Annotated in this window: 18 protein-coding genes, 1 pseudogene and 1 other annotated feature; of the genes and pseudogenes, 15 read left to right on the forward strand and 4 right to left on the reverse strand. The window is 41.1% G+C overall.

Annotated elements, in window-relative coordinates; genetic code table 11:
- Positions 1 to 74: 74 nt before the first annotated feature.
- From addB to V514_RS0102025, 6 genes and pseudogenes are all read left to right on the forward strand, one after another.
- The gene (addB, locus tag V514_RS0101990; RefSeq protein ID WP_029498010.1) at positions 75 to 3593 is read left to right on the forward strand and encodes a helicase-exonuclease AddAB subunit AddB; all 3519 of its coding nucleotides are present in this window, start codon (positions 75 to 77) and stop codon (positions 3591 to 3593) included.
- Positions 3574 to 4836 carry a UvrD-helicase domain-containing protein gene (locus V514_RS0101995; protein WP_029498011.1) on the forward strand — a complete coding sequence of 421 codons (1263 nt, stop codon included), beginning with the start codon at positions 3574 to 3576 and terminating at the stop codon, positions 4834 to 4836. The genes addB and V514_RS0101995 overlap by 20 nt, the downstream gene beginning before the upstream one ends.
- Positions 4837 to 6428: 1592 nt before the next feature.
- Entirely contained in the window at positions 6429 to 8237 is a 1809-nt protein-coding gene (locus V514_RS0102010; protein WP_029498012.1) for a reverse transcriptase/maturase family protein, read from the forward strand.
- A gap of 88 nt (positions 8238 to 8325) precedes the next feature.
- A pseudogene (gene addA / locus V514_RS0102015) lies at positions 8326 to 10689 on the forward strand (helicase-exonuclease AddAB subunit AddA); the annotation flags it as partial.
- Positions 10690 to 10888: 199 nt separating this feature from the next.
- Positions 10889 to 11788 carry a fumarylacetoacetate hydrolase family protein gene (locus V514_RS0102020; protein WP_029498015.1) on the forward strand — a complete coding sequence of 300 codons (900 nt, stop codon included), beginning with the start codon at positions 10889 to 10891 and terminating at the stop codon, positions 11786 to 11788.
- A 124-nt stretch (positions 11789 to 11912) separates the two neighbouring features.
- Positions 11913 to 12293, forward strand: a complete 381-nt coding sequence (locus tag V514_RS0102025; protein WP_200864010.1) for a YisL family protein — start codon at positions 11913 to 11915, stop codon at positions 12291 to 12293.
- A 142-nt stretch (positions 12294 to 12435) separates the two neighbouring features.
- Here the strand turns inward: V514_RS0102025 and V514_RS0102030 are convergent, their stop codons facing one another.
- Both V514_RS0102030 and V514_RS0102035 read right to left on the reverse strand, forming a co-directional pair.
- A complete protein-coding gene (locus V514_RS0102030) occupies positions 12436 to 13290 on the reverse strand; it encodes a DegV family protein (RefSeq protein ID WP_029498018.1) in 855 nt (284 codons plus the stop codon).
- Positions 13291 to 13300: 10 nt separating this feature from the next.
- Positions 13301 to 14113, reverse strand: a complete 813-nt coding sequence (locus tag V514_RS0102035) for a Cof-type HAD-IIB family hydrolase (RefSeq protein WP_029498019.1) — start codon at positions 14111 to 14113, stop codon at positions 13301 to 13303.
- Between the two features lie 134 nt (positions 14114 to 14247).
- On the opposite strand from V514_RS0102035, the gene V514_RS0102040 reads away from it, so the two are divergent.
- From V514_RS0102040 to V514_RS18725, 6 genes are all read left to right on the forward strand, one after another.
- Positions 14248 to 15012 (forward strand): prolyl oligopeptidase family serine peptidase, encoded by a 765-nt coding sequence (locus V514_RS0102040; protein WP_029498021.1) that lies wholly within the window; start codon positions 14248 to 14250, stop codon positions 15010 to 15012.
- Positions 15013 to 15057: 45 nt separating this feature from the next.
- Complete coding sequence (locus V514_RS0102045) at positions 15058 to 15372, forward strand: metal-sulfur cluster assembly factor (protein ID WP_081714979.1); 315 nt, start codon at positions 15058 to 15060, stop codon at positions 15370 to 15372.
- A gap of 75 nt (positions 15373 to 15447) precedes the next feature.
- Complete coding sequence (locus V514_RS0102050) at positions 15448 to 16470, forward strand: NAD(P)H-dependent flavin oxidoreductase (RefSeq protein ID WP_268744196.1); 1023 nt, start codon at positions 15448 to 15450, stop codon at positions 16468 to 16470.
- 175 nt (positions 16471 to 16645) lie between these two features.
- Positions 16646 to 18112: an ABC transporter permease gene (locus V514_RS0102055; RefSeq protein WP_029498025.1), complete on the forward strand. Its 1467-nt coding sequence runs from the start codon at positions 16646 to 16648 to the stop codon at positions 18110 to 18112.
- A 12-nt stretch (positions 18113 to 18124) separates the two neighbouring features.
- Entirely contained in the window at positions 18125 to 18784 is a 660-nt protein-coding gene (locus tag V514_RS0102060; RefSeq protein ID WP_029498026.1) for an ABC transporter ATP-binding protein, read from the forward strand.
- Between the two features lie 256 nt (positions 18785 to 19040).
- The gene (locus V514_RS18725; protein WP_081714980.1) at positions 19041 to 21191 is read left to right on the forward strand and encodes an ATP-dependent Clp protease ATP-binding subunit; all 2151 of its coding nucleotides are present in this window, start codon (positions 19041 to 19043) and stop codon (positions 21189 to 21191) included.
- 125 nt (positions 21192 to 21316) lie between these two features.
- On the opposite strand, the gene V514_RS0102070 is transcribed toward V514_RS18725, so the two are convergent.
- Positions 21317 to 21514 (reverse strand): YjzD family protein, encoded by a 198-nt coding sequence (locus V514_RS0102070; protein WP_029498027.1) that lies wholly within the window; start codon positions 21512 to 21514, stop codon positions 21317 to 21319.
- Between the two features lie 192 nt (positions 21515 to 21706).
- Between V514_RS0102070 and V514_RS0102075 the strand changes: the two genes are divergently transcribed.
- Together V514_RS0102075 and fabF are read left to right on the forward strand one after the other, a co-directional pair.
- The gene (locus V514_RS0102075; RefSeq protein ID WP_029498028.1) at positions 21707 to 22645 is read left to right on the forward strand and encodes a beta-ketoacyl-ACP synthase III; all 939 of its coding nucleotides are present in this window, start codon (positions 21707 to 21709) and stop codon (positions 22643 to 22645) included.
- Positions 22646 to 22664: 19 nt separating this feature from the next.
- Entirely contained in the window at positions 22665 to 23906 is a 1242-nt protein-coding gene (gene fabF / locus V514_RS0102080; protein ID WP_029498029.1) for a beta-ketoacyl-ACP synthase II, read from the forward strand.
- 153 nt (positions 23907 to 24059) lie between these two features.
- Here fabF and trpS read toward each other — a convergent pair whose 3' ends face one another.
- On the reverse strand, positions 24060 to 25067 hold the full coding sequence (gene trpS, locus V514_RS0102085) for a tryptophan--tRNA ligase (protein ID WP_029498030.1): 1008 nt from the start codon (positions 25065 to 25067) through the stop codon (positions 24060 to 24062).
- Between the two features lie 44 nt (positions 25068 to 25111).
- Positions 25112 to 25326: a binding site (T-box leader), on the reverse strand.
- A gap of 450 nt (positions 25327 to 25776) precedes the next feature.
- Between trpS and spxA the strand changes: the two genes are divergently transcribed.
- Positions 25777 to 26172 (forward strand): transcriptional regulator SpxA, encoded by a 396-nt coding sequence (gene spxA / locus V514_RS0102090; protein WP_010302045.1) that lies wholly within the window; start codon positions 25777 to 25779, stop codon positions 26170 to 26172.

Raw genomic sequence — 26172 nt, forward strand, 5'->3', positions numbered from 1 at the left:
TACGTTCTTTTTTTGTGCGAATCGTATGCGTACGATGTATAATAAAGGGAACGACAATTAAAAGGGGGAGTAAGATGGCATTACGTGTTATTTCAGGGCGAGCTGGTGTTGGGAAAACGCATTTTATGGAACGTGAAATTATGGATGCAGTGAATAAAGAACCACTTGGCACGCCGATATTTATGATTGTTCCAGACCAAATGTCCTTTTCAAGTGAACGTAATTTAACGTGGATGGCAGGCAAATCACGCGGGACAATTCGCGTGCAAGTGACATCATTTAAACGTTTAGCATGGCGTATTTTACAAGAAGCGGGTGGTATTAGCCGCCAAGAATTAAATGGTTTTGGTTACCGCATGCTACTTAAAAGTGTGCTCGAAGAACAAAAAGAGCAGTTGCGCCTTTTTACGAAAGCTGCCGATAAACGTGGCTTTACCGAGGAGATGGAGCAACTGTTAAAAGAATTCAGTCGCTATAGCGTCAACGGTGAAAAGTTAGCGCAAATTCAACAAGAATTTCATCAGCTCGAAGCACCGCGCACGTTGCAAGATAAAGTGCATGATATTCAACTTATTCAAGCAGCCGTAGAGGAGCGCTTAGGAACGACTTATGTTGATAGTGAAGGTTATTTGCCGCTGTTACAGCAAAAATTAGTCGACTCTCATATGATTCGCGAGGCCTCGATTTATATTGATGGCTTTATGTCGTTTACAACACAGGAGTTTGAGCTTGTACAGGAGTTGCTCGCAACGGCAAAAAACGTCACGATTGCGTTGCCGTATGAACAGGAATTTGATGCGGATGATGAGCAGGCGCTTTTTTATGAGCCTGCAAGTACGGCGCGTCGCTTAAAAGATGTCGCTTTTTCAAATGGCGTTGAAGTGCAACCAGATGTGCATTTAACAGAGCCGATGCGCTATGACAATGACACACTGCGCGCGATTGAATCACAATTTGAACACTATTATCCGGAGGCTGTTAAAACGACAGCGCATATCGATATTGCGGCAGCCGTCAATCCGCACGCTGAGATTCATGAAGTAGCGCGCAAAATTCGCACGCTGTCACATGAGGGCATTGCCTACAATGAAATGGCGATTATTTATCGTCAGGCCGAGCAATACGACCCGCTACTGTCAACGATTTTTCCGCAATATGATATTCCATTTTTCATTAGTCAAAAGAAACCGATGTTGCATCATCCATTAATTGAATTTAGCCGTTCCATTTTAGAAAGTATTCAAAGTGAGTGGAAATATGAGCCGATTTTCCGCGCGGTCAAAACGGATTTATTTTTCCCGCTAAATGCCAATAAGAAAATTTGGCGTGAGCGTGCAGACCGTTTAGAAAACTTTGTGATGGCGCAAGGAATTTACGGGGAGCGTTGGTTTGATGACGTGCGTTGGGTTTATAAAAAATACCGCGGTTTAGAATTTTTTACGACGACACAAACCGATGAAGAACGCGCCCTAGGGCAAGAAATTGAAGCGGTGCGCAACCTTGTGCGCGAGCCGCTGCAAAAACTTCAAGAAGCTTTAGCGCAAGCACATACAGGGCGAGCGTATGCGGAAATTTTATATACGTTTATCGACGACTTAAACGTTTTTGCGAAACTTCAAGAGCTGAAAGATTATGAACATGAACGCGGCAAACTGCTTGCTTCGAGCGAGCATGAGCAGGCATGGAATGAATGGGTGAATGTGTTAGATCAATTCGTTGAAATGTTTGGCGATGTCGAGCTAACGCTAGAACAATTTATTGAGATTTTAGATGAAGGGCTTGATACGCTCGAATTTTCCCGCATTCCACCGTCGATTGATGAAGTAACGGTCGTAACGGCTGATCTCGCAAGGCTAATGAACATGAAGGCCGTCTTTGTCATCGGCATGAATGAAGGCGTGTATCCGCAGCGCATTGACCGCGAAGGGTTACTCGCTGATGCGGAGCGCGAATGGTTTGAACGCACCGGTAATGAGATTGCGCCGACGTCACGCGAGCGATTATTAGAAGAGAATTTTATTGCGTACCGCGCGTTAACGGTCGCCTCCACCGAGCTATTTATTAGCTATACGATGGCCGATAGCGAAGGGAAGGGCTTATTGCCATCGATGTATTTGAAAAAAATTCATGATATCGTGCCGGAGCTAGAGGAGCGCTACATTTATATGAGCCCTGAGGAGTCGCTTGATACGGACGATGATTGGCATTATATTGCGCATCCACGTACGGCACTCGCGTATTTAATGATTCAACTACGCAAGCAATATTATGACCATGATGCGTTGCCGCCAGCTTGGGCTGCGTTAAAACAATATTATGATAATGACCCGTATTGGTCCGATGTACTACAGCGTTTAATGCGCCCACTCATTACGCATAACCGCGCCGAAAATCTGACGCCACAATATACGCATGAATTGTATGGCAACGATATTATTTCTAGCGTGTCGCGCATCGAAAAATATTATAGTTGCCCGTTCTCACATTTCACGACATACGGTCTGCATTTAGAAGAGCGCAAAGAATATCGCTTAGAAACGCCAACAATCGGCGACTTATTCCATGCGGCGCTGAAATATATTTCTGAAAAAACACATGCGATGCAGCGCAGTTGGGGTGAGCTTTCAGTAGCGGAATGTCGCGCGTTATCACGTGAAGCGGTCGCTGAAATTGTGCCGATGCTGTATCACAAAATTTTATTAAGTACGGCACGCTATCGTTACATTATGCGTAAGCTGACGCAAATCGTTGAGCGCACGATGCTGTCACTCGCCAATCATGCGCGCACGACAGGTTTTAAACCGATCGCCATTGAGGCGGCATTTGGACCGGGGCGGGGCGATACGCTACCACCGCTTGTCATTCAATTAGATGATGAGCATAAGTTAAAAATGCGTGGGCGAATTGACCGCATTGATGCGACAGAGGTTGATAATAAGTCGTACATTCGCGTCATCGATTATAAGTCATCGGCGCAAAAGCTTGATTTAAACGACGTGTATCATGGCATATCACTACAAATGTTGACGTATTTAGACGTGGCGATGACGAATTCAAGCGAATGGCTACCGCTCCATGCAGAAGCGGGTGGTGTCCTCTACATTCACGTTCACAATCCGATGTTGAAAACAGACGCGCTGTTGAGCAATGACGTGCAGGAGCAAGAAGTGTTAAAAGATTTCAAAATGAAAGGGTTGCTGCTAGATAACCGTGATGTGCTCGTTGAAATGGACGAAAACTTAGCAGAAAGTGGCGGGCGTTCGAATATTATTCCAGCCTATTTGAAAAAAGATGGCTCGACATCGGCTAGTTGGAGCTCGGTCATTAATGAACGAGATATGGGCGATTTACAAAAATTTGTACGCCAAAAACATAAAGTTGCCGGACAAGGTATTTTGCAAGGAGATACGTCGATTAGTCCGTACCGCATGAAGCAAAAAACACCATGCGAATATTGTTCCTATAAATCGGTTTGCCAATTTGACGCTAATGATGCGCATCAGCAATACCGCGCATTGCCAATCGACAAACCAGAAGTTGTTATCGAAAAAATTCGTAAGGAGGCGGCGTCAAATGACGATATTACCAATTAAACCGCAAAACGTCACATGGACGGATGATCAATGGAAAGCGATATGGGCGACCGGACAAGATACACTTGTGTCGGCCGCTGCTGGTTCGGGGAAAACGGCTGTATTAATTGAGCGCCTGATTCAAAAGGTCATCGATGAGACAAAGCCTATTAATGTCGATGAATTGCTCGTCGTGACCTTTACGAACGCATCGGCTGCTGAAATGCGTCAACGAATGGCCACGGCGCTTGAAAAAGCTGTTAAAGCAAATCCTGAGTCGCAGCATTTACGTCGTCAATTGACGCTCGTTAATAAGGCGCAAATTTCGACGTTGCACTCATTTTGTTTAGCGATTGTGCGACAGTATGCTTATTTATTAAACGTTGATCCGGGATTTCGCATTGCGAACGAAAATGAGGTGGCGCTTTTAAAAGACGACACGATGGCTGAAGTACTTGAAGCGGCGTATGCGGTAAGTGACCCAAGTGCGATGTATCGCTTAGTTGATGCGTTCACATCAGACCGCAATGACGAAGATATCGAAGTACTCATCGAAAAATTGTATGATATGGCACGCGTCAATCCAGAGCCATTCCGGTGGTTAGATGCGTTACCAGAACGCTATAACATGGACGGTGTGACGTCGCTTGATGCACTTGATTTTGTACAATCGATTCGTCAGACGATGGTTCATAGCGTCGATGAGGCCATTGCGCTTATTTTAGAAGTGCGGGCGCTCGCCAATACACCAGATGGTCCCGATGCCTACGGGGAGACAGCACAGGCCGATTTAGTGCTCTTACATGAAGCGCGTGCCTTTTTAAACGAGCGTTCATGGGAAGAGGCATATGGCTTTTTTACAACGTTTAAATGGGGCAAGTTGAAGTCGCAGAAAAAAGGAAGCTGTGACGAGCATTTATTAGAGCGCGCGAAAGCAAAACGCAATGATGCAAAAAAAGTGTTGGCCGATGCGACCGAGCAATTTTTCAGTCGCAGTCCAGCGCGTTTATTAGAAGAAATGCAGCATATGTATCCACTTCTCCAAACACTCGTTGCGTTAACACAGCAATTTAGCGTAGCTTATAGCGCGGCGAAAAATAAAAAAGGCATCGTTGATTTCTCAGATTTAGAGCATTTTGCACTCGCGATTTTAACGGAAGAAGTGGATGGCAAAATTGTGGCGTCCGATGTTGCGAAGACGTATCAACAACGCTTTAAAGAAGTGCTCGTTGATGAGTACCAAGATAGTGCGACACGTTGCTAATTGAAAAGATTAGCCACTAGCCCTCGGTTAGGAGAACTGACAATCTGATAGGTCGAATGAAAGGGTAACGCCTTGAAAGGCCTAATCTAATACTCCGAATAGCGATTATTATGCTACTAAGAAATCGTTATAAGCTCGGTGAAGTCAGCTGAATATCACCCTAATCAGAAATGAAGGAATAAGGGATAGAGGTATCTCTCGTGATAGATAGGCTGGGATTCTATAAGATTACAAATGGTTAGTATGATAGACGATAAAAGGTCTATCTGACAAAGTTCTGAATGTACGGCTCTAAAGATATAGGTGTCCGAAAGGACATTAACAACTGTAAGTTGGGTTAGTGAGGTAGAGTAAGATTTGTCTTTATGAAATACCTTATGATGTTACAGGCATCATCAAGCTAACAGGGCTAGAGGAACGACCTAAAAGTAATGAATGTAAAGATAGGATTGTTGGAACGTGGTAAGCTGACCACATGGAGATGTAGCAGTCGAAGAAGTGGTATTAAGGAAAACGAAAGTATAACTTAATTTAAGGTCAGTGAAAGTGGTGGCACAGTACCTATGAAGTCATGATAATAAGTGATGGAGGGATAGCCACTAGTCAATGTTAACGACTAAAAACATAATTTATTATATACACAGGTTCTCGTATGACTAAAAGAAATGTGAAAACTAATCAGAAATGGTTGGTGAATAATATTGACTGTGTCAGTTAAAACTCTTAAACGCTTAATAATTTAAGAATAAAAGCTGAAAATAATGAATTAATTTTATAGGTTAACAATGATGGAACGCCGTATGAGTGGAAACTCTCACGTACGGTGTGAATGGGGGGAAAAGCTGGAGATAACTTCAAAGGCTTACCTATCCATATCGAATCGCCTACAGGAAACGATTTTGCAGCTCGTCAAAGCAGGTGGCGAGACAGATGGTAATTTATTTATGGTTGGCGATGTCAAGCAGGTGCGCCCATAAGGGTAGATTAGAATTCGAACTTTGGCAAGTTCGCAGAGATTAACTCGCAATTAACACTCTGTCACCAATCACTAACTTAGCGGGGGAAACACCGTTGAGGACAGTAGCATGTGATTAAAGGTATAATCCGTCGAAACTACTTAGACGAAGACGAATATCGAGGTGAAATATGTAAACGAGGATGAAAGCTATACTGCCTGAATGACAGTCCGAGGGGTTCTAACGTCAGCCGTGTTGTAGAGTAGTTGAAACAACATGTGGTCATGTAATAAAGTTTGACTGTTTAACTTTATTTAAAAGGATTACATCTTTTCATGTGTAAGATGTAATAAGCGAGTCTTGACCAACCAATCTCGATAAGAGTATAAAGGACGAACGTCACATCCGACATTGCATCAGCCAAGTTCTAACTATGCTAAATGGGGATTACCTAAACGGGAATGCTAATGTTAGCTATAGAGGATGATTTCAAGCGAAAGCGAGAAATGTGGCTCTTGAAAATCCCGCATGGTAACAGAGTTCTCGTAGTAGTCCGAGCTAGGGAAAGCCTAGTACATGGCGAAGGGGAACAGTTCATCGGGTGAAATACAAAATTGGGAAGGAGCGAGAGGCTCTATGAGAAATCCATTAGTAGTATTAGCCAATCTAGCAAAACATTCGAGCGAAGAAAATTATAAATATACAAAACTGTATCGAAATTTATACAACGCAGAATTCTATTACATGGCTTACCAAAAAATTGATGCGAAACCAGGTAATATGACGCAAGGTACAGATGAAAAAACAATTGATGGTATGAGTCTAGAAAAAATTGAAAACTTAATCGCAAAACTAAAAGACCAATCTTACCAACCTAACCCAGTAAGAAGAGTAAATATCCCAAAGAAAAATGGAAAAACAAGACCTTTAGGAATTCCATCTTTTGAAGATAAATTAGTCCAAGAAGTAATTAGAATGATACTAGAAAATATATATGAAGGTTCTTTTGAAGATACATCACATGGTTTCAGACCAAATAAAAGTTGTCATACAGCAATTATGCAAATTCAAAAACGCCAAAGTGGGGTACGGTGGTTTATTGAAGGAGATATAGAAAGCTTCTTTGATAATATTGAACACCATACACTAATCAAGCTACTAAGAAAAAGAATTGAAGATGAAAAATTTATTAATTTGATTTGGAAATTTTTAAAAGCAGGGTTTGTAGATGATTGGAAATGGCATAAAAGCTACAGCGGAACTCCTCAAGGTGGAATTATTAGTCCTGTTTTATCAAATATATATCTTCATGAATTAGATAAATACATGAAGGTATATAAAGAAAGATACGAAATAGGAACAAAGCGCAAACATAGCAAAGAATATATAAATGTGGCAGCATTAATAAGACATTATAAAAAACGAGTGAATCAAGTAGGAATGACAACAGAAAAAGGACAAATGTATCTTGAAAAAGTAAAAGAACTGAAAAGAAAATTAAAAAGTATACCTTCAAAAGATGAATTGGATAAAAATTTTAAAAGGATGCATTATACACGCTATGCAGACGATTTCTTAATTGGTGTGATAGGCTCTAAAGAAGATGCACAAGAAATTAAAATGAATTTAACAAAATTCTTAAAAGAAGAATTAAATTTAAATTTATCGCAAGAAAAAACATTAATAACAAACACAACGAAAAAGGCAAGATTTCTTGGGTATGACATCACAACAGAGAGAAGTAAAGATTACACTGTAACCCAAAATAATGGGATAAAAGCAAGACAAAATAGGCATATAAAATTATATGTACCGAAAGAAAAATGGGAAGGTAAGTTGAAAGAACTTGGTGTATTAGAAATTACAAAAGAAGGTCAATGGAAAGGAAAAGCTAGACCCCAATTACAGCACAACGACGATATTGAAATTTTAATGCAATACAATGCGGAAATTAGCGGACTATACAATTATTATAGACTGGCAAATAACGCGAGCGTAATGCACAAATTCTGTTACATCATGGAACAAAGCATGTTAAAAACGTTTGCAAGTAAATATCGTACAAAAGTATCGAAAATTTGGAACAGGTTTTCACAAGATGGACGTTTCAGAATTAAATATGAAACGAAAAAAGGGGTCAAATACGGATATTTCATTGATAAAGTATTTGTAAAAAATCAAACGATTAAGAAACAAAATTCAAATATAGACAAACAGCCAACAACTGAAATATTCACAGCTCGAACAAGCCTTGTAGATAGGTTAAAAGCGGAAAAATGTGAATGGTGTGGAAGTAATGAGAAATTAGAAATGCACCATGTACGTAAGCTTAAAGACCTTAAAGGTAAAGCATTATGGGAAAAACATATGATTGAAAGGCAACGAAAAACAATAGCATTATGTGCAAGTTGTCATGTAAAACTCCATAATGGCAAACTAGATTGATGAATGGGGAGCCGTATACATCGAGAGGTGTACGTACGGTTCTGGGAGGAGTGTTTGGAAACCTACTATAGCGATATAGAAAGGCGCTGGGCACTTACTCAATTCAGTTTATCGCTTTAGACTAGCCGAACCAGGGCTGTTTTTAGATAAATATGCGCGCTTTACAGAGCAAGCGGACGGAACGGGCATGAAAATCGATTTGAATGCCAATTTCCGTAGTCGCCGCGAAGTGCTAGATGGTACAAACTACATTTTCAAACAAATTATGAGTGAAGAAGTCGGCGAAATCGATTACGATGATGCCGCTGCGTTGAAGCCAAAAGCGCCGTATGCGGAGCTTGATATGCCGATTACACTCGCTGTCTTGCATACGCCAGAGTTTGACGAAGAACTTGACATACCAGAGCTTCAAGCGGAAGAAGAAATGAAAAAGTCACAGCTAGAAGCGCGTTATATTATCGAGCAAATTAAACAATTGATCGATACCGGCGCGCAAGTGTATGATGCCTATGAAAAAGATGCGGCGGGAAATCCGGTGAAGCGCGACGTGGAATACCGCGATATCGTCATTTTAATGCGTTCGATGACATGGTCAAATGATTTTGTTGAAGAGTTTAAATTGGCGGGTATTCCGTTGTATGCAGAACTATCGGCCGGCTATTTTGAAGAGCTTGAAGTGATGATTATGATGAACACGTTGCGCATTATCGACAATCCGTATCAAGATATTCCACTAGCATCGGTGTTACGCGCACCGTTCGTTGGCATGACCGAAAATGAACTAGCAGCGATTCGTTTAGCCGAGCCAAAAGCGCCATTTTATGATGCGTTGAAGTCATTTGTGCTACAAGAACGCAGCGGTTTACATGCGGGAACTGCTGAAAAATTGCAGCGCTTTTTACTGCAATTTGATGATTGGCGTGACTTAGCACGTCGCGGTTCGCTCGCGGAACTGATTTGGCAAGTGTATATGGATACGAACTACTATGAGATGGCTGGTGCGATGTCGAATGGTAAGCAGCGTCAAGCAAACTTGCGCGCGCTTTATGACCGCGCCATTGCGTATGAAAAAACGGCATTCCGCGGCTTGTTCCGTTTTTTACGTTTCGTCGACCGCATTCGTTTACGCGGCGAAGATTTAGGGACGGCGAAAGCGATTAGCCAGTCCGAAAATGTCGTGCGTCTTATGACGATTCATGCATCGAAAGGGCTTGAATTCCCGTATGTTTTTGCGGCGGGTATGGGGCGTCCATTTAATAAAATGGATTTCAATTTACCATATTTATTCGATCAAAACTTTGGGTTAGCGGTGAAGATGATTGACCCTGAAAAACGACTGCAATATACATCGCTACCATTTTTAGCAGTGAAAGAGAAAAAATTATTGGAAATGAAAGCCGAAGAAATGCGGATTTTGTACGTGGCCATGACGCGCGCAAAAGAAAAGCTGTTTTTAATAGGCACCGTAAAAAATTGGGATAAGGTGGCAAGTTCTTGGCATGATATGCAGCAGCTCTCGCTTGATGAGCCACTGCCGCCGTATTTGCGTCGCACTGCGTCAAGCTATTTTGATTGGATTGGTCCAGCAGTAGCGCGCCATGCAGATTATCAACAAACACTCGACATGATGCTGTCTGCGCGTCCGGGTGAGCCATCGCGCTTTGATGTGCAAATTGTTGATGCAACGTCATTCCAAGCAGCGACCGTTGATGATGAGCTTGTCGATGTACCAGAAACGCCGATTGATGCGGCGATATTACAGCGCATCGAGCAACGTTTTGATACGCCGTACGCACATAAAAATCGTTTGCATAAACGTTCAAAAGCATCTGTCAGTGAATTAAAACGACTGCAAACGCTGGAGCAGCAAGAATTACCAGAGATTTTTGCTGAACCAACATCTTCGGCACAGCGCATTGCGACGCGCCCGCGCTTTATGCAAGAGAAGAGCATGAGTGCTGCTGAGGCAGGGACTGCGATGCATACGGTTATGCAGCACGTACCGCAGCTTGGCTTTGACAATCTATCGCAAGTCGCGGCATTTGTCGAAGCGTTAGTAGCGAATGAATTATTGACCGAAGCGGAAGCGAAAACGATTTATTATAAAAATGTTTTAGCGTTTTTTAATTCGACAATTGGTGCAGCGTTTACAGCGGCGCGCACGATACATCGTGAGTTGCCATTTACGTATCGCCGTGCAGATGTAGATGGTGATGAGCAAATTGTGCAAGGGATTATCGACTGTTTAATTGAAACAGCAACAGGCGACTGGGTGCTTCTTGATTACAAGACAGACCGATTACAACACCAGGACAATCCACAACAGGCGCTTCGTGAGCGTTATGCGATTCAGTTAGACCTTTATACTGAGGCGATTGAATGCATTCTTGGCATGAAAATTGCGAAAAAAGTGATTTATGCGTTTGATATTGCTGAAACAGTGGTACTGTAGAATACTATTGTAAAAACATGATTACACGGCAACATTTCGAGAGGTTATGTCGTCTAATCAGGCAATTATTCATCGCAGCATTAAACAATTTTCATAAATTATGCGGAAATTCACAACTTATTGAAAATTCACATAAAAATGAGGAAATTATTTAAAAAATGATGTATGATGGAAAAAACAAGAAGGAGTGCTACTATTCATGAAAATTTTATCATTTCGCTATAACGATGTTGTTAGCTTTGGACCAAAAGTAAAAAAAGAGGAAGCTGTTTGGGACGTCCTAGCAATCCAAGAACAATTACAAGTATTACCATCATTCGCTAAGTCAATCGTTGAAGGGATGACATTTGGTTTTGAATTCGTTGAGGCAGCACGTAAATTAGTAGAAGCTGCAGAAAAATCAGAAAACCCAGCAGATTTCAAACGTGCATTTACAGAAATTGAATGGTTAGCACCGATTCCACGCACGACGAAAAACATTATTTGCGTCGGCAAAAACTACAGCGAGCATGCGAAAGAAATGGGTGGCGAAGCACCACAAGATATCGTCGTATTCACAAAAGCGCCAACTGCGATTGCTGCAGATGAACAAACATTATCAATTCACGCAGATGTAACGGATTCACTTGATTATGAAGGTGAACTAGCTGTTGTCATCGGTAAAAAAGGGAAAAATATTCCGAAAGGTTTAGCGTTTGACTATGTATTTGGTTACACGATTGCCAACGATATTACAGCGCGTAACATTCAAGATAAACATAAACAATATTTCTTAGGAAAATCATTAGATGGTTCTTGCCCAATGGGTCCATACCTTGTAACGAAAGATGAAATTCCTGATCCACAAAAATTAACAGTCGTAACGAAAGTAAATGATGAAGTACGTCAAAACGGTACTACGGCTCAAATGATGCACACAGTAGAGGATTTAATTGTGGAAATTTCAAGCCTTGTCACATTAGAACCAGGCGATGTTATTTTAACAGGAACGCCAGCTGGAGTGGGTAAAGGAATGAATCCACCACAATTTTTAAAAGCAGGCGACACGGTTAAAGTGTCTATCGAAGGTATCGGTACGTTAGTAAACCGCTTCGAATAATTTGTCCAATTCGTTCGTAAACCCCATGAAACTTTGGTTCATGGGGTTTTTATTAGTTGTATAGTTAAAACTGCTTTGATACGATAATAATGAACAAATTTAAATTTTTAAGGAGGGTATCACAATGATGGACGCGTTATATGGAACAACGCATATGCATATTACATCATGGGTAGTTGCATTAATTCTGTTCTTTGTTACGTATGCGATGCAAAAAGGTTCTAAAGGACGTAAAATTACACATATGATTTTACGCCTGTTCTACATTTTAGTTATCTTAACAGGTTTATTCTTATTCCTAGGCAATCATGGTATTAACGACATGATGTACGGTGTAAAACTTGTGTTAGGTATCGTAACAATTGGTTTAATGGAAATGACACTTGTAAAAAGCAACAAAGGTCAAAAAGCAACAGCATTTTTGGTTGCGACAATTGTTGTATTCATCTTGACATTCCTAGTAGGTAGCTATTTACCATTAGGTCCGTTAAACTTCTTAGCATAAAAATAAAGAGGCTGGGACAGACGTGTAACAACATCCTCTCAGATGAGCATAAGAAAAACCGGAATCGCGCGGTGGCGCGGTTCCGGTTTTTTGTTGCGAACGCTAAAAAAGGAACAGGAACTGTTTTGTCAAAGCCTCTTTTTTAATTAAATTGACGATTTAAGAAGAAAATCGCGATGACACCAGGACCTGTATGTGCAGCAATCGTTGAGCCAACCATTTCGATTTGAACCGCTTTTGGATGGAATGCATCAACAATCATGCGCTTCATATCATTCGCAGCATCGATATCATCGCCGTGCGAAATGCCGATGACTTGATCCGATAAATTTTCGCCGCGTTCCGCCATGACGTCAATGATGCGCTTGAACACCTTTTTGCGGCCGCGAATTTTTTCGATTGGAACGAGTTTGCCGTCATCCATATGCATCAGTGGTTTGATGCTTAACAAGCCACCAATAAAGGCGCTCGTTTTTGAGACGCGGCCACCTTGCGCTAAGAAATCTAAATCTTCAACGGTAAATAAATGCTCCATATGCTCTGCTTGGAAACGCGTGCGGCTAACAACTTCTTCATATGAGAAATTGTCATCGCGTAAGCGCACAGCTTCTTCGACTACAAGGCCCATGCCAAGTGATGCACATTTTGAGTCGATAATCTCAAGTTGTAAATCCGGGTGGTCTTCGCGGACTTGTTCACGTATCATCATCGCTGTTGAATACGTGCCTGATAAATTAGATGAGAAGGCGATATACAACCCTTGTTCGCCTGATTTTGCTAGTGCAGTAAAGGCATCTAAAAATGCTTCAGGAGATACTTGTGATGTTTTTGGACGATTCCCGTTACGAATTTGCGTGTAAATTTCGAGTGGCTCGATACCGGTTACATCATCAAATTCTTGTCCGCCTACTTCCACGCGTAATGGGAATAAATGGACATCGTGGTCGCTATAATATGCCTTTGGTAAATCGCAGGCGCTATCGGTAAAAATTTTCATAAAAACCCTCCTATAATTTCAGCTGAAGACGATCAGCTAAAAGTGCAGCAATGCCGTCATCATTATTGCTGTCAGTTACTTCATTCGCTATGTTTTTTAATTGAGGAATCGCATTGCCCATTGCAACGCCGAGCCCTACATAATCAATCATTTCTAAATCATTATCCTCATCGCCAAACGCAATAATGCGCTCGCGCGGAATACCTAGTTCACGCGAGACATGCGCTACGCCCTTTGCTTTATGAATGCCTTGATGAACGATTTCAATGACGTGCCACGGGTCTCCCCAGCGGCGATGGTCGATAACGTCGGCTTTCGTCTCGGCCAAATGTTGTCGAATAACTGCCACATCATTTTCTTTCGCTTGCAGTAAAATGCTCGTCGGCGATGCTTTTAACGTTTGTGCTAATGGTCCTTCGGTAATAATCGGATTGCCCATACTTAAAATATCGAGCAAACGTGCATCATGATTTTGAATGTACACGTCATCTTTGACCTCCGCTAAAATATTGTCGAGGTGGAATGATGCGAGTGATTCTACGATGTCATGAACGGCAGGAAGCTCGATTGGTGTATGCGTTGCGTGAAACGATGCAGCGCGAGGATGATGGACGTAAGCACCGTTGAAATTGACAATCGGTGTCATTAACTCTAATTCATTATAATACAGTTTGCTCGCACGATACGGTCGCCCAGTCGCAATCATGACTTGGTGTCCTTGCGCCCGTGCCATAGCAAGCGCTTTTTTTGTGTGTTCAGAAATGGTTTTATTATCGGTCAAAAGTGTACCATCTAAGTCTAACACAATCAAATGAGGCTTCATGAAGTTTTTACCCCTTTCTCATTAAATCACGAGTGTTGCCAGCAATAAGTTTACTTTTTCTTTTGAATGGCGTCAAAGTTTTGTCATGAAATGTCATTTTTGATAGGATAAGAAATGAATAGGAGCTGAAAAAAATGATAGTGGCGAATGAAAATTGGGGAGATATCCCGTTATTACATGTTTATGATGAAGAAAATGCAACTGCTGAGACGCCAATTGTCCTTTTCATTCATGGTTTCCAAAGTGCAAAGGAACATAATCTGCATTATGCGTACAATCTAGTACAGCAAGGCATGCGCGTCATTATGCCAGATGCGATTTTGCATGGTGAGCGCTCACAAGGATTAAATACGATTGAAATGAGTTTGCGTTTTTGGGATACGGTGTTAACGAATATTCAAGAAGTAAAATTTTTATATGAAGAATTACGCCGCAAAGGCTTTACAGGGCGCTTTGGTTTAGCTGGTACGTCAATGGGCGGCATTACAACGCTTGGCTGCTTGAACGTCTTTGAGTGGATTGAAACAGCTGCTGTGTACATGGGGACGGCTACTTATGTGACATTAGCAAAAGGGCAATTAGCACAAATTGAAGCGCAAGGGTTTGATTTACAGCTTACCGAGCAAGAGTTGGCTGATTTAATGAATACGCTAACGTCACTTGATTTAAGCTTGACGCCGGAAAAATTAAACAATCGTCCAATTTACTTTTGGCATGGCAAACAAGACAAAACGGTTCCATTTAACTTGGCATATGATACATATGTTGAAAAATTCCAACCTTTATATGAAGCGAACCCCGAATTGATTCGTTTTGATATTGCGAAGAATGAAGGACATAAAGTAAACCGTCGTGGCATGCTTGCCGGAGTTGATTGGCTTGCAGAGCATTTGCGTTAATTGTATGATAGAAGTATCTACTATAGAGAGAGGAGTAACATTCTCATGGCAATTGAAGCAGATTTAAAAGAAAGCATTTTAGGCGCATTAGAAAATGTCATCGACCCTGAGCTAGGTATCGACATCGTCAACCTTGGTTTAGTGTATGATGTTGATATGAATGACGAAGGTACAGCGATGATTACAATGACATTAACATCGATGGGTTGTCCATTAGGTCCAGTTATCGTTGATCAAATTCGTACAGCGCTATTTGAACTTCCAGAAGTAAAAGATGTAGACGTCAATATTGTATGGAATCCACCGTGGTCTAAAGATCATATGTCACGTTACGCAAAAATGGCATTAGGTGTACGCTAAAAGCACAAGAGGTCGGGCATAGCCTACCTCTTTTTTTTCATGTCTAAAAATAGAGTATGATAACAATAACAACCGATGACAGGGGGAATATCGATGTATGAAATTATTCAAGCACCAATGGCAGGCGGCAATGCGACACCAGCGCTTGCACACGCTGTAGGAGAAGCGGGCGGACTTGGCTATTTGGCAGCTGGCTATAAAACAATTGAAAGATTGAAAGAAGAAATTCATTCACTACGCGCGCTTGGGACCGATTATTTTGGCGTAAATTTATTTGTACCAGCAAAGCCTAATAATCGCACGCCATCTATTGAGCATTATTGTGAGCAGCTCTTGAGTGAGGCAGAGCTAATTGAAACAACAATCGGCGATTACCGATTTTCAGATGACAGCTGGCATGCCAAAGTGCAGCTGATGATTGACGAACAAGTACCCGTCGTTAGCTTTACATTTCATTTACCAACGGCGGATGTCATTACACGCATGAAAAAGGCGGGTATTAAAACCGTTCAAACGGTGACATCGATTGACGAAGCGCGCCAAGCAGAAGCGCTCGGTATCGATGAAGTGTGCGTCCAAGGTGTCGAGGCTGGGGGACATCGCGCTGCCTTCGATGACAGCGACCCGGTGGATGCCAAGCCATTAGTAGCGCTTGTAAAAGAGGTTGTTGCAGCAGTACAAATCCCTGTTGTAGCGGCAGGTGGGATTATGGACGGAGCAGGAATTCGTGCTGTATTAGATGCCGGTGCTCATGCAGCACAGCTTGGTACTGCATTTTTATGTTGCCCAGAAAGTGGCACGAATCCAACGCATATTAAAGCGTTATTAAGCGGCAAGTTTACAACGACAGCCTATACGCGTGCTTATACCGGGCGCCTAGCACGCGGTTTGAACAATGATTTTATGATGCGTTATCCTGATGCACCGCAAGCATTCCCGGAGATGCATTATGTCACACAGCCTTTACGTAAAAAAGCAGCTGAGCTTGACCGAGCCGATTTACTCGCGATGTGGACGGGGCAAAACTTTTCGGCAATTCGCGTCATGCCTGCGACAGAGCTTGTGCATGTATTAAAGAAAGAGGCAAATCTATTATAGAAAAATAATTCGCGAACAGAGGTCGTAAAAAAACGGCCTCTTTTTTTATTTTTGAAAAAAATGGTGTTGACATATTTCTGACGCAAAAGGCTCCTATACTAGCAAATGTAAACAACAGCACACGTAAATATGAGCGCCCATATGTGACTACAGGTTAATTATAGGAGGAAATGCCATGAACTTTTTAAAGCGTGCTTTTTATAGCACAAAAGCAAAAGTCGGTCGATCATTACTACTGACGTTTGTGTTCTCAGCGATTTTAATTTTTATTTTAGCCGGCTTAACGATTCAAAGTGCGTCACTAACAGCCGCCGAAAATGCGAAGAAAAGCATGGGAGCAACAGTCACATTATCAGCCAATATGGAAAATGCGATGAAAGACATGCAAAAAAATAGTAACGAAGGACAACGACCAGATCCTGGAAGTTTTAATCTAACACCAGTCGATTTAGATGATGTCGAAAAAATCACGGCACTAAATAATTTATCGTATTATACAATGTCATCTACAACAACGGTCGATGCGAAATCATTTGAAGCTATTTCGTCTGAGGAGTCATCTAATACTAGTGAGCAAAGCGCTCCAAGTGGTATGAAAATGCCGCAAATGACCTCACAAGGTGATATTTCAATTTCTGGTACAAATGCGACAGCTACTACAACATCATTTAAAGGTGGTACTGCTGAAATAATCGATGGTGTTGGGATTACCAATGAGGACATGGATTCAAATAAAGCTGTTATTGAAACAACTTTAGCACAAGCAAATGACCTCACAGTCGGTGATACGATTAAAATTGAACGCGACGATAAAACGTATAAATTAAACATTGTCGGCATTTATAAATCAACTGAATCAACGGATTCGCGCAGTATGCAAATGGCGTCACTTAATCCGTACAATACGATTTATACATCCTATACTTTTGCGAATAAAGTAAAAGGAAGCGACTACAAAAATACGGCAGATTCCGTCGTATTCCACGTAACGGACCCAGAAAAAATGCCGGCCTTTGTCAAAGCAGCGACAGCAACCGGCTTAGATACAGACACGTATTCATTAACAACAAATGATCAACAGTATCAACAAATGGTGCAGCCACTCGATAACGTCAAAAGTTTTGCCAATAAAATTGTCTTGTTAGTAGCTATTGCAGGGACGGTCATCCTAGCGCTAATTGTTATGCTGACGATTCGCGAACGTAAATACGAAATCGGCGTGTTGATGTCGTTAGGTGAAAAACGTAGTAAAATCATTGCACAATTTTTTGCAGAACTTATTTTTGTATTAGCGCTTGCCTTAGTCGTTGCAGGTGTTAGCGGTCAATTTGTCGGCAATGCAGTCGGCAAGCAGCTAATTGAGCAACAAACGACGACACAAACGAGCGATGCCACGTCTAGTGCACAGCAAGGCCCTGGCGGCGGTCAGGCACCCTCTAATATGCCAAGCGGCGGTCCGGGAATGGGCGGCAATGCACAAGCAACCGATATGCAACAGCAAATTAGCGATTTAGACATTACGTTATCAATCAAAGAATTAATGGAACTAGGTGGCTTCGGTCTAGGTATTAGTTTCCTTGCAGTGCTCATTGCATCGATCGGGATTATGCGTATGAAGCCGAAGAAAATTTTAATCTCATAGGAGGATTTGCAAATGTTAGAAGTAAAAGACGTGAACTATTGGTACCAAACAAAAAATGATGCGCTTTATGAAGATATTAATTTAACATTTGATAACGGTAAGCTTTATGGCATACTCGGCTCATCAGGCTCTGGTAAAACGACCTTCTTATCGCTGATTGCGGGGCTTGATGTTCCAAAGAAAGGTGAGATTTTGTACGATGGTAAATCGATGACCAAAATCGGTTTGACAGCGTATCGCAACAAATATGTGTCAATTGTTTTTCAGTCGTATAATTTACTACCTTATATGTCAGCCGTTGATAATATTTTAGCAGCACTCGAAATTACTAATTCACAGCGTAGCGACCGTAAATCTTATGCACTTGATATGCTTTCACGCGTTGGGATTACCGAAGACATAGCAAAGAAAAATGTTCAACATTTGTCTGGTGGTCAGCAGCAACGCGTGGCGATTGTTCGCGCAATGTGTTGTGATGCGCAGCTCGTTGTAGCAGATGAACCGACAGGCAATTTGGATGAACAAAATTCACAAGAAATCATTAAGTTGTTTTCGGAGCTGGCACATGAACAGCAAAAATGCGTCATCGTCATTACGCATGAGCGTGAAATTGCTAGTGCATGTGATGTTGTCCTTGAACTGAAAAATAAAACATTTCAGACGATTCATTAAGGAACAAGGTTCGGCCATAGCCGAGCCTTTTTTCATTCAAAAAAAGTTCATACATTTGTCGTGAAAAAAGGGAATAGAAAAATGAAACCAATTGCATTTAAGTTCGTAGAATAAGGCAGAAACAAAAAGTCAAAAAAGGTCAAACATATCAGTTGAATTTTAGAAACAACGAGACTATAATGAAATTAATCGAAAGGTCAAAGAAGGTCAAATAATACTTTGACGAACTACATCCGATGAAGGAGTGGGAAATTATATGCAAATGAACATGAACAATGAACAAGAGAAAAATCCGTTAGAAACATATGGACGTAATTTAAATGAAACTGTAAAAGCAGGCAAGTTGGATCCGGTTATTGGACGTGACGAAGAAATCCGTAATGTCATCCGTATTCTCTCTCGTAAAACAAAAAACAACCCGGTATTAATTGGTGAACCTGGTGTTGGTAAAACGGCGATTGTTGAAGGATTAGCACAACGTATCGTTAAAGGCGACGTGCCGGAAGGTTTAAAAGACCATGAAATTTACGAGCTTGATATGAGTGCGCTGATTGCTGGTGCAAGTTACCGTGGCCAATTTGAAGAGCGTTTACAAGGCGTATTAAAACAAGTAAAGGAAGCAGAAGGTCGCATTATTTTATTTATCGATGAAATTCATACAATCGTTGGCGCTGGGAAAACAGAAGGTTCAATGGATGCCGGCAATATGCTAAAACCGATGCTTGCACGCGGTGAACTGCATTGTATTGGTGCGACAACATTAGATGAGTATCGCACGAATATTGAAAAAGACCCTGCACTTGAACGTCGTTTCCAACAAGTACTTGTACGTGAACCATCTGTTGAGGATACAATTTCGATTTTACGTGGCTTAAAAGAGCGCTTTGAATTGCACCACGCTGTTAAAATTCATGACCGCGCGATTGTAGCGGCAGCGGAACTGTCAAATCGCTATTTAACCGAGCGTTTCTTACCAGATAAAGCGATTGATTTAATCGATGAAGCTTGTGCAATGATTCGTACAGAAATCGATTCGATGCCACAAGAGTTAGACGAAGTAACGCGTCGCCAAATGCAGCTTGAAATTGAAGAACAAGCATTGATGAAAGAAACGGATGCAGCTTCTGAAAAACGCTTGAAAAATTTACGTGAGGAATTACAACAATTAAAAGATTCTTCAGCGTCAATGAAATCACAATGGGATAGTGAAAAACACGCGTTACAACATATCCAAGCGAAACGAGAATTACTTGATAAAAAACGTAGCGAATTAGAAAAAGCAGAAGCCGAATATGATTTAAATAAAGCGGCGGTATTGCGTCACGGTGAAATTCCACAACTGAAAAAAGAATTAGAAGAACTAGAGCGAAAATTAACAGAATCAGGTGATACACGTTTATTACGTGAAGATGTGACATCTGATGAAATTGCTGCAATTGTCTCTCGCTGGACAGGCGTACCGGTAACAAAAATGCTCCAAAGTGAACGTGAAAAATTACTGGCACTTGGCGATATTTTACACAATCGTGTCGTTGGCCAAGACGATGCGGTGAAATTAGTAACGGAAGCGGTATGGCGTGCGCGCGCTGGTATTCAAGATCCGAATAAACCAATTGGTTCGTTCTTATTCTTAGGGCCAACTGGTGTCGGTAAAACGGAATTAGCAAAAGCGTTAGCTGAACAATTATTCGATTCAGAGGACCACTTTGTGCGTATTGATATGAGTGAGTATATGGAAAAACATAGCGTTTCTCGTTTAGTTGGAGCGCCTCCTGGCTATATCGGTTATGAAGAAGGCGGTCAATTGACTGAGCAAATTCGTCGTAATCCGTATGCGGTCGTATTACTTGATGAAATCGAAAAAGCACATCCAGATGTTGCGAATATTTTACTGCAAATTTTAGATGATGGTCGTATTACAGATGGCCAAGGACGTACGGTGAACTTTACAAATACTGTAGTCATCATGACATCAAACTTAGGTTCACATTATTTACTTGAAATGAATGAATCGAATGAACATGCGACCGAGGATTTAGTGATGGCTGAATTGAAACAACATTTCAAACCAGAGCTCTTAAACCGTTTGGACGATATCGTCATGTTCCATTCATTATCAGGAGAGCATTTCGTGAAAATTGCCGATAAATATTTACAATCATTACGAAAACGTTTAGCATCGCAAGAAATCAATTTAGTGATTGAACCAGGCGTGTTAGAGTGGATTGCAAAAGAGGGCGTCGATCCGGCATTTGGTGCGCGTCCACTACGTCGCTTTATCCAACGCCATGTAGAAACGGTTGTGGCGCGTGAATTATTACGCGGTGATACGTTACCAGGGGCGACGATGACCGTATACTTGGACAACGGCGAAGCGACTGTACGCGTTGACAATGTAACAGCATAATAAGGAAAGGAGCTGCATCTTCATGCAGCTCCTTTTTTGTGCCACAAAAAAAGATGGACGCGCCTTATTGTGGCAAGTCCATCTTTTTTAAAGTAAAAAGCCTCGACAAATGTCGAGACTTCTAATTAGTGGTCTTCGCGACCGATTGCTTTTGGCGATTCGCTTGGAATTACGGCATCAATGATGATTAATAATACAGCGAATACTAATGACATGATGAAGCCTTGGTTCCAGTCTGGAGTACCTTGGTTGATTGCGCTAACTACGTAGTTCAATACAGATACTAAGATGACTGACCAGATTACTAAGAAAATGTATCTCATGATTTTGTTTTCACCTCTAAGTTACTATTCTATCTGTCTTATCATACCATAACTACATTAAGCATTGAAATACTGTTTTTGAATAAATAAAGGCGATTTTCCATTGTTCGTATTTCTATAGTTGCAATTTTTAGTCTTATTATCTATAATTATGACCAGATACTAATATTTGATTATAAAGGTGGTTACGTTATGAACGCAGGGTTTATTGGTGTAGGGCGTTATGTACCAGAAAAAGTCGTGACGAACTTTGACTTAGAAAAAATCGTTGATACAAATGATGAATGGATTCGTACACGTACAGGCATTGAAGAACGCCGTATTGCGGGCGATGATGTGAATACGTCAGATATGGCCTACGAGGCAGCAAAACAAGCAATTGAACATGCGGGGATTTCTCCAGAGCAAATTGGCTTGATTTTAGTTGCGACGGTAACGCCAGATCAGCCTTTCCCATCTGTAGCATGTATGTTGCAACATAAACTAGGTGCAACAAATGCGGCAGCAATGGACATTTCAGCGGCATGTGCTGGTTTCATGTATGGTGCGATTACGGCGCAGCAATTTATTGCAACAAATACATATGACTATGTGTTAGTTGTCGGCGTTGAAAAATTGTCGAAAATTACAGACTGGTCAGACCGTAATACAGCCGTATTATTTGGTGATGGTGCTTGTGCTGCTGTGATGGGTAAAGTATCAGACGGTCGTGGTATTTTATCATTTGATTTAGGCGCAAAAGGCGCTGGCGCTAAATATTTATATGAAGACGAAAACCAACATATCGTTATGAATGGTCGCGAAGTGTTTAAATTTGCAGTTCGTCAAATGGGTGAGTCAGCGTTGAAGGTTGTTGAACAAGCTGGCTTACAAAAAGAAGATGTCGATTTATTAATTCCACACCAAGCAAATATTCGCATTATGAATTCGGCACGTGAACGCCTTGGTTTACCAGAAGAAAAAATGTCCTCTGTCATTGCGAAATACGGCAATACTTCAGCAGCATCCATTGGTAACGCTTTAGTTGAAGAGTTAGAAAATGGTAAAATTAAAGACGATGATTTACTTGTTTTAGTTGGCTTTGGTGGCGGCTTAACGTGGGGTGCCATCGCACTGAAATGGGGGAAATAACATGAAAGTGGGGAACGAAATGACGAAAAAACGTGTAGTAATTACAGGGATGGGTGCCGTAACACCTGTAGGTAATAATGTAGTAGATAGCTGGAATGCAGTTAAAAATGGTCAATCAGGTGTTGGGCCATTAACGCGTATTGATGCCGAAAAATTCAATGCGAAAGTAGCGGCACAAGTAAAAGATTTTGATATTGAGCAATATGTGTCGAAAAAAGATGCCCGCAAAATGGACCGCTTTACACATTATGCGATTGCAGCCGCAAAAGAAGCAGTAGACGATGCAGCGCTTGAAATTACAGATGACAATGCAGCAGATATCGGCGTATGGTTAGGCTCTGGTATTGGTGGTATGGAAACATTTGAACAACAATACAAAAACTTAACGGAAAAAGGGCCACGTCGTGTAAGTCCATTTTTCGTTCCGATGATGATTCCGGATATGGCAGCAGGTCAAGTATCGATTTTACTAGGTGCTAAAGGAATTAACACATGTACCGTAACAGCTTGTGCAACGGGCACAAACTCAATCGGTGATGCCTTTAAAGTCATCCAACGCGGCGATGCTGTAGCGATGATTACAGGTGGTACAGAAGCACCTATTACGGAATTAGCTGTTGCAGGTTTCTGCTCAAACACAGCACTATCAACAAATCCAGACCCACAAACAGCAAGTCGTCCATTCGATAAAGACCGCGATGGTTTCGTTATCGCAGAAGGTGCAGGCATTGTTGTGCTTGAAGAGCTTGAGCATGCTTTAGCGCGCGGTGCGAAAATCTATGCGGAAGTTGTAGGATACGGAGCATCAGGTGATGCGTATCATATTACGGCACCCGCTCAAGATGGTAGCGGTGCAATGCGCTCAATGCAACAAGCATTAAATGATGCCGGTATCGAACCAGCAGCCGTTGACTATATTAATGCCCATGGTACAAGTACATATTATAATGATATGCTTGAAACGTTAGCGATTAACAATGTATTTGGTGAGCACGCGAAAAAATTAGCAGTAAGCTCAACCAAATCAATGACTGGTCATATGCTAGGTGCTGCTGGTGGTATCGAAGCCATCTTCTCGGCGTTAGCGATTAAAGAAAGCATCGTACCACCAACAATTAACCTTGTGAACCAAGCAGAAGAATGCGACCTTGATTACGTGCCAAACGAAGCACGTGAAATGAACGTTAATTACGCACTGAGCAACTCATTCGGTTTCGGTGGACATAATGCGACACTATTATTTAAAAAATACGAAGCGTAAGCGACTTCTAACATTCGTCACATTGCTAGTGGCGAATGTTTTTTTGTACGAAAAAAGACACTTCTATAGTATAGCAACTTTAGCAGTGTCTTTTTTCACTATTCTATTTTAGTAGGTCAACGCCATGTCGTACGCCTTTTTTACATCTATTAATTAATGGCGGCTGCCGCGACCTAATCCCATTGCATCTTCCATGCGTTGGATCGTTGCATTTGCAATCGCGTTTGCTTTATCAGCACCTTCATCTAAAATACGGTCTAATTCTTCAGAGTCGATTAATTCATTGTAGCGTTGTTGAATCGGTGCTAAATGTTCTACGACAATTTGTGCTACGCCTGCTTTAAAGTCGCCATAGCCTTTGCCGTCGTATTTTGCGACAACTTCTTCTGTTGAGCAATTTGTTAATGCTGCTTCGATGTCGATTAAATTCGATACGCCTGGTTTATTTTCTTTATCATAGCGCACGATACCTTCTGAATCCGTAACAGCCGACTTGATTTTTTTCTCAATTTGTTTTGGTGTATCTAATAAACGAATCGTTGCTTTTGCATTCGCATCAGATTTAGACATTTTTTTCGTAGGGTCTTGTAATGATTTAATGCGGCGACCTTCTTTAGATAACGCGATATCTGGAATTTTGAACGTTTTTTTATAGCGTTTATTGAAACGTTCCGCTAAGTCGCGCGTTAATTCAATATGTTGTTTTTGGTCATCGCCGACAGGAACGATATCGGTATTATATAGAAGAATATCGCCGGCCATTAGCGGTGGGTATGTTAAAAGTGCTGCTAGAACAGATTCGTTTGAACCGGCAGCCTTTGCTGATTTATCTTTAAATTGTGTCATGCGTTCTAATTCACCAATAGAAGCAACACATTGTAACATCCAGCCTGCTTGTGCGTGTGCTGGAACTTCTGATTGGATAAATAAAATTGATTTCTCAGGATCAATACCAACTGCAATATACATCGCCGCTAAGCTACGAATGTTCGCACGTAACTCTTTAGGGTCTTGTTGAATGGTAATCGCGTGTTGGTCAACGATACAGTAAATTGCATCGCCTTGGTCTTGAAGCTCAGGGAATTGCTTGATTGCGCCAATATAGTTACCTAAAGTGATGACGCCTGTTGGTTGTACACCAGAAAAAATACGTTTTGCCATTGTGGGTTTCCTCCTCAAAATAAAAAAACATCACGCTCCCTCTAAAAAGGGACGAATGATGTTTAAAATCCGCGGTACCACCCAAGCTTGTCGATAAATCGACCACTCTACCTCTTAACGCGAGGAACGAACTTAGGTACTACTTATTTCACTAAGTTAACTCGGAAGTCCATTCTATATAACGCATAATCTGTTTACACCGGCCACAGACTCTCTAAGTATGCTCTTTATATATACTACTCTTCGTCTTCGTTTTAATATGACAGCGCGAGGCTGTAACGCCATTATAATACAGCTTTTTTTAAATTACAACATGTACACATATCAGCCGTTCGACGGATTAAATTTTAGATTAAATTCGGTACAATAGGGAAAATTGAAACTATTACTACAAATAAACAAATAAAAAAGCAAGGCATTATTTTCATTTTTATTAAGCTAATTGAGAATGGAAAAAGAGTTGGATTGGGTTTAAAGCCTTAGCAATCAGGGAACATTAGTAGCGTAGTTTATTTTTCAATGCCCTATAAAATGGTAAAAAGAAACTTTTTTAATAAATATGTCGCCTTATAAAATGAACATAAAATAATTTTGAATATCCTATATTCAAAGTAATAAAGTTGTTGTATAATGAGGTTAGACCTCTTGATTAGAGTCATTCTAATTTAATAATTCGGTTACACATTTTGAAAGGATGTGTTTGAACATGATGGTAACATTATTTACATCACCAAGTTGTACTTCATGTCGTAAAGCAAAAGCATGGTTAGAAGAACATGAAATTCCATATACAGAACGTAATATTTTTGCCGAGCCACTAAGCATTAGTGAAATCAAAGAAATTTTACGTATGACAGAAGATGGCACCGATGAAATTATTTCAACGCGCTCAAAAATCTTCCAAAAATTAAATGTTGATTTAGAAACATTACCTTTAAATCAATTGTACGAGTTAATTCAAGAAAATCCGGGCCTTTTACGTCGTCCGATTATTTTAGATGAAAAACGTTTACAAGTTGGCTACAACGAAGATGAAATTCGTCGTTTCTTACCTCGTAAAGTGCGCGCTTATCAATTACAAGAAGCACAAAAAATGGTTAACTAA

The organism is Kurthia huakuii LAM0618 (assembly GCF_000505545.1).
Taxonomy (GTDB): Bacteria; Bacillota; Bacilli; order Bacillales_A; family Planococcaceae; genus Kurthia; species Kurthia huakuii.

Excerpts from the sequence above, each read along its gene's own strand:
- addB (WP_029498010.1), top strand. The coding sequence starts at position 75 with ATGGCATTACGTGTTATTTCAGGGCGAGCTGGTGTTGGGAAAACGCAT.
- V514_RS0101995 (WP_029498011.1), top strand. The coding sequence starts at position 3,574 with ATGACGATATTACCAATTAAACCGCAAAACGTCACATGGACGGATGAT.
- V514_RS0102010 (WP_029498012.1), top strand. The coding sequence starts at position 6,429 with ATGAGAAATCCATTAGTAGTATTAGCCAATCTAGCAAAACATTCGAGC.
- V514_RS0102020 (WP_029498015.1), top strand. The coding sequence starts at position 10,889 with ATGAAAATTTTATCATTTCGCTATAACGATGTTGTTAGCTTTGGACCA.
- V514_RS0102025 (WP_200864010.1), top strand. The coding sequence starts at position 11,913 with ATGATGGACGCGTTATATGGAACAACGCATATGCATATTACATCATGG.
- V514_RS0102030 (WP_029498018.1), bottom strand. The coding sequence starts at position 13,290 with ATGAAAATTTTTACCGATAGCGCCTGCGATTTACCAAAGGCATATTAT.
- V514_RS0102035 (WP_029498019.1), bottom strand. The coding sequence starts at position 14,113 with ATGAAGCCTCATTTGATTGTGTTAGACTTAGATGGTACACTTTTGACC.
- V514_RS0102040 (WP_029498021.1), top strand. The coding sequence starts at position 14,248 with ATGATAGTGGCGAATGAAAATTGGGGAGATATCCCGTTATTACATGTT.
- V514_RS0102045 (WP_081714979.1), top strand. The coding sequence starts at position 15,058 with ATGGCAATTGAAGCAGATTTAAAAGAAAGCATTTTAGGCGCATTAGAA.
- V514_RS0102050 (WP_268744196.1), top strand. The coding sequence starts at position 15,448 with ATGACAGGGGGAATATCGATGTATGAAATTATTCAAGCACCAATGGCA.
- V514_RS0102055 (WP_029498025.1), top strand. The coding sequence starts at position 16,646 with ATGAACTTTTTAAAGCGTGCTTTTTATAGCACAAAAGCAAAAGTCGGT.
- V514_RS0102060 (WP_029498026.1), top strand. The coding sequence starts at position 18,125 with ATGTTAGAAGTAAAAGACGTGAACTATTGGTACCAAACAAAAAATGAT.
- V514_RS18725 (WP_081714980.1), top strand. The coding sequence starts at position 19,041 with ATGCAAATGAACATGAACAATGAACAAGAGAAAAATCCGTTAGAAACA.
- V514_RS0102070 (WP_029498027.1), bottom strand. The coding sequence starts at position 21,514 with ATGAGATACATTTTCTTAGTAATCTGGTCAGTCATCTTAGTATCTGTA.
- V514_RS0102075 (WP_029498028.1), top strand. The coding sequence starts at position 21,707 with ATGAACGCAGGGTTTATTGGTGTAGGGCGTTATGTACCAGAAAAAGTC.
- fabF (WP_029498029.1), top strand. The coding sequence starts at position 22,665 with ATGACGAAAAAACGTGTAGTAATTACAGGGATGGGTGCCGTAACACCT.
- trpS (WP_029498030.1), bottom strand. The coding sequence starts at position 25,067 with ATGGCAAAACGTATTTTTTCTGGTGTACAACCAACAGGCGTCATCACT.
- spxA (WP_010302045.1), top strand. The coding sequence starts at position 25,777 with ATGGTAACATTATTTACATCACCAAGTTGTACTTCATGTCGTAAAGCA.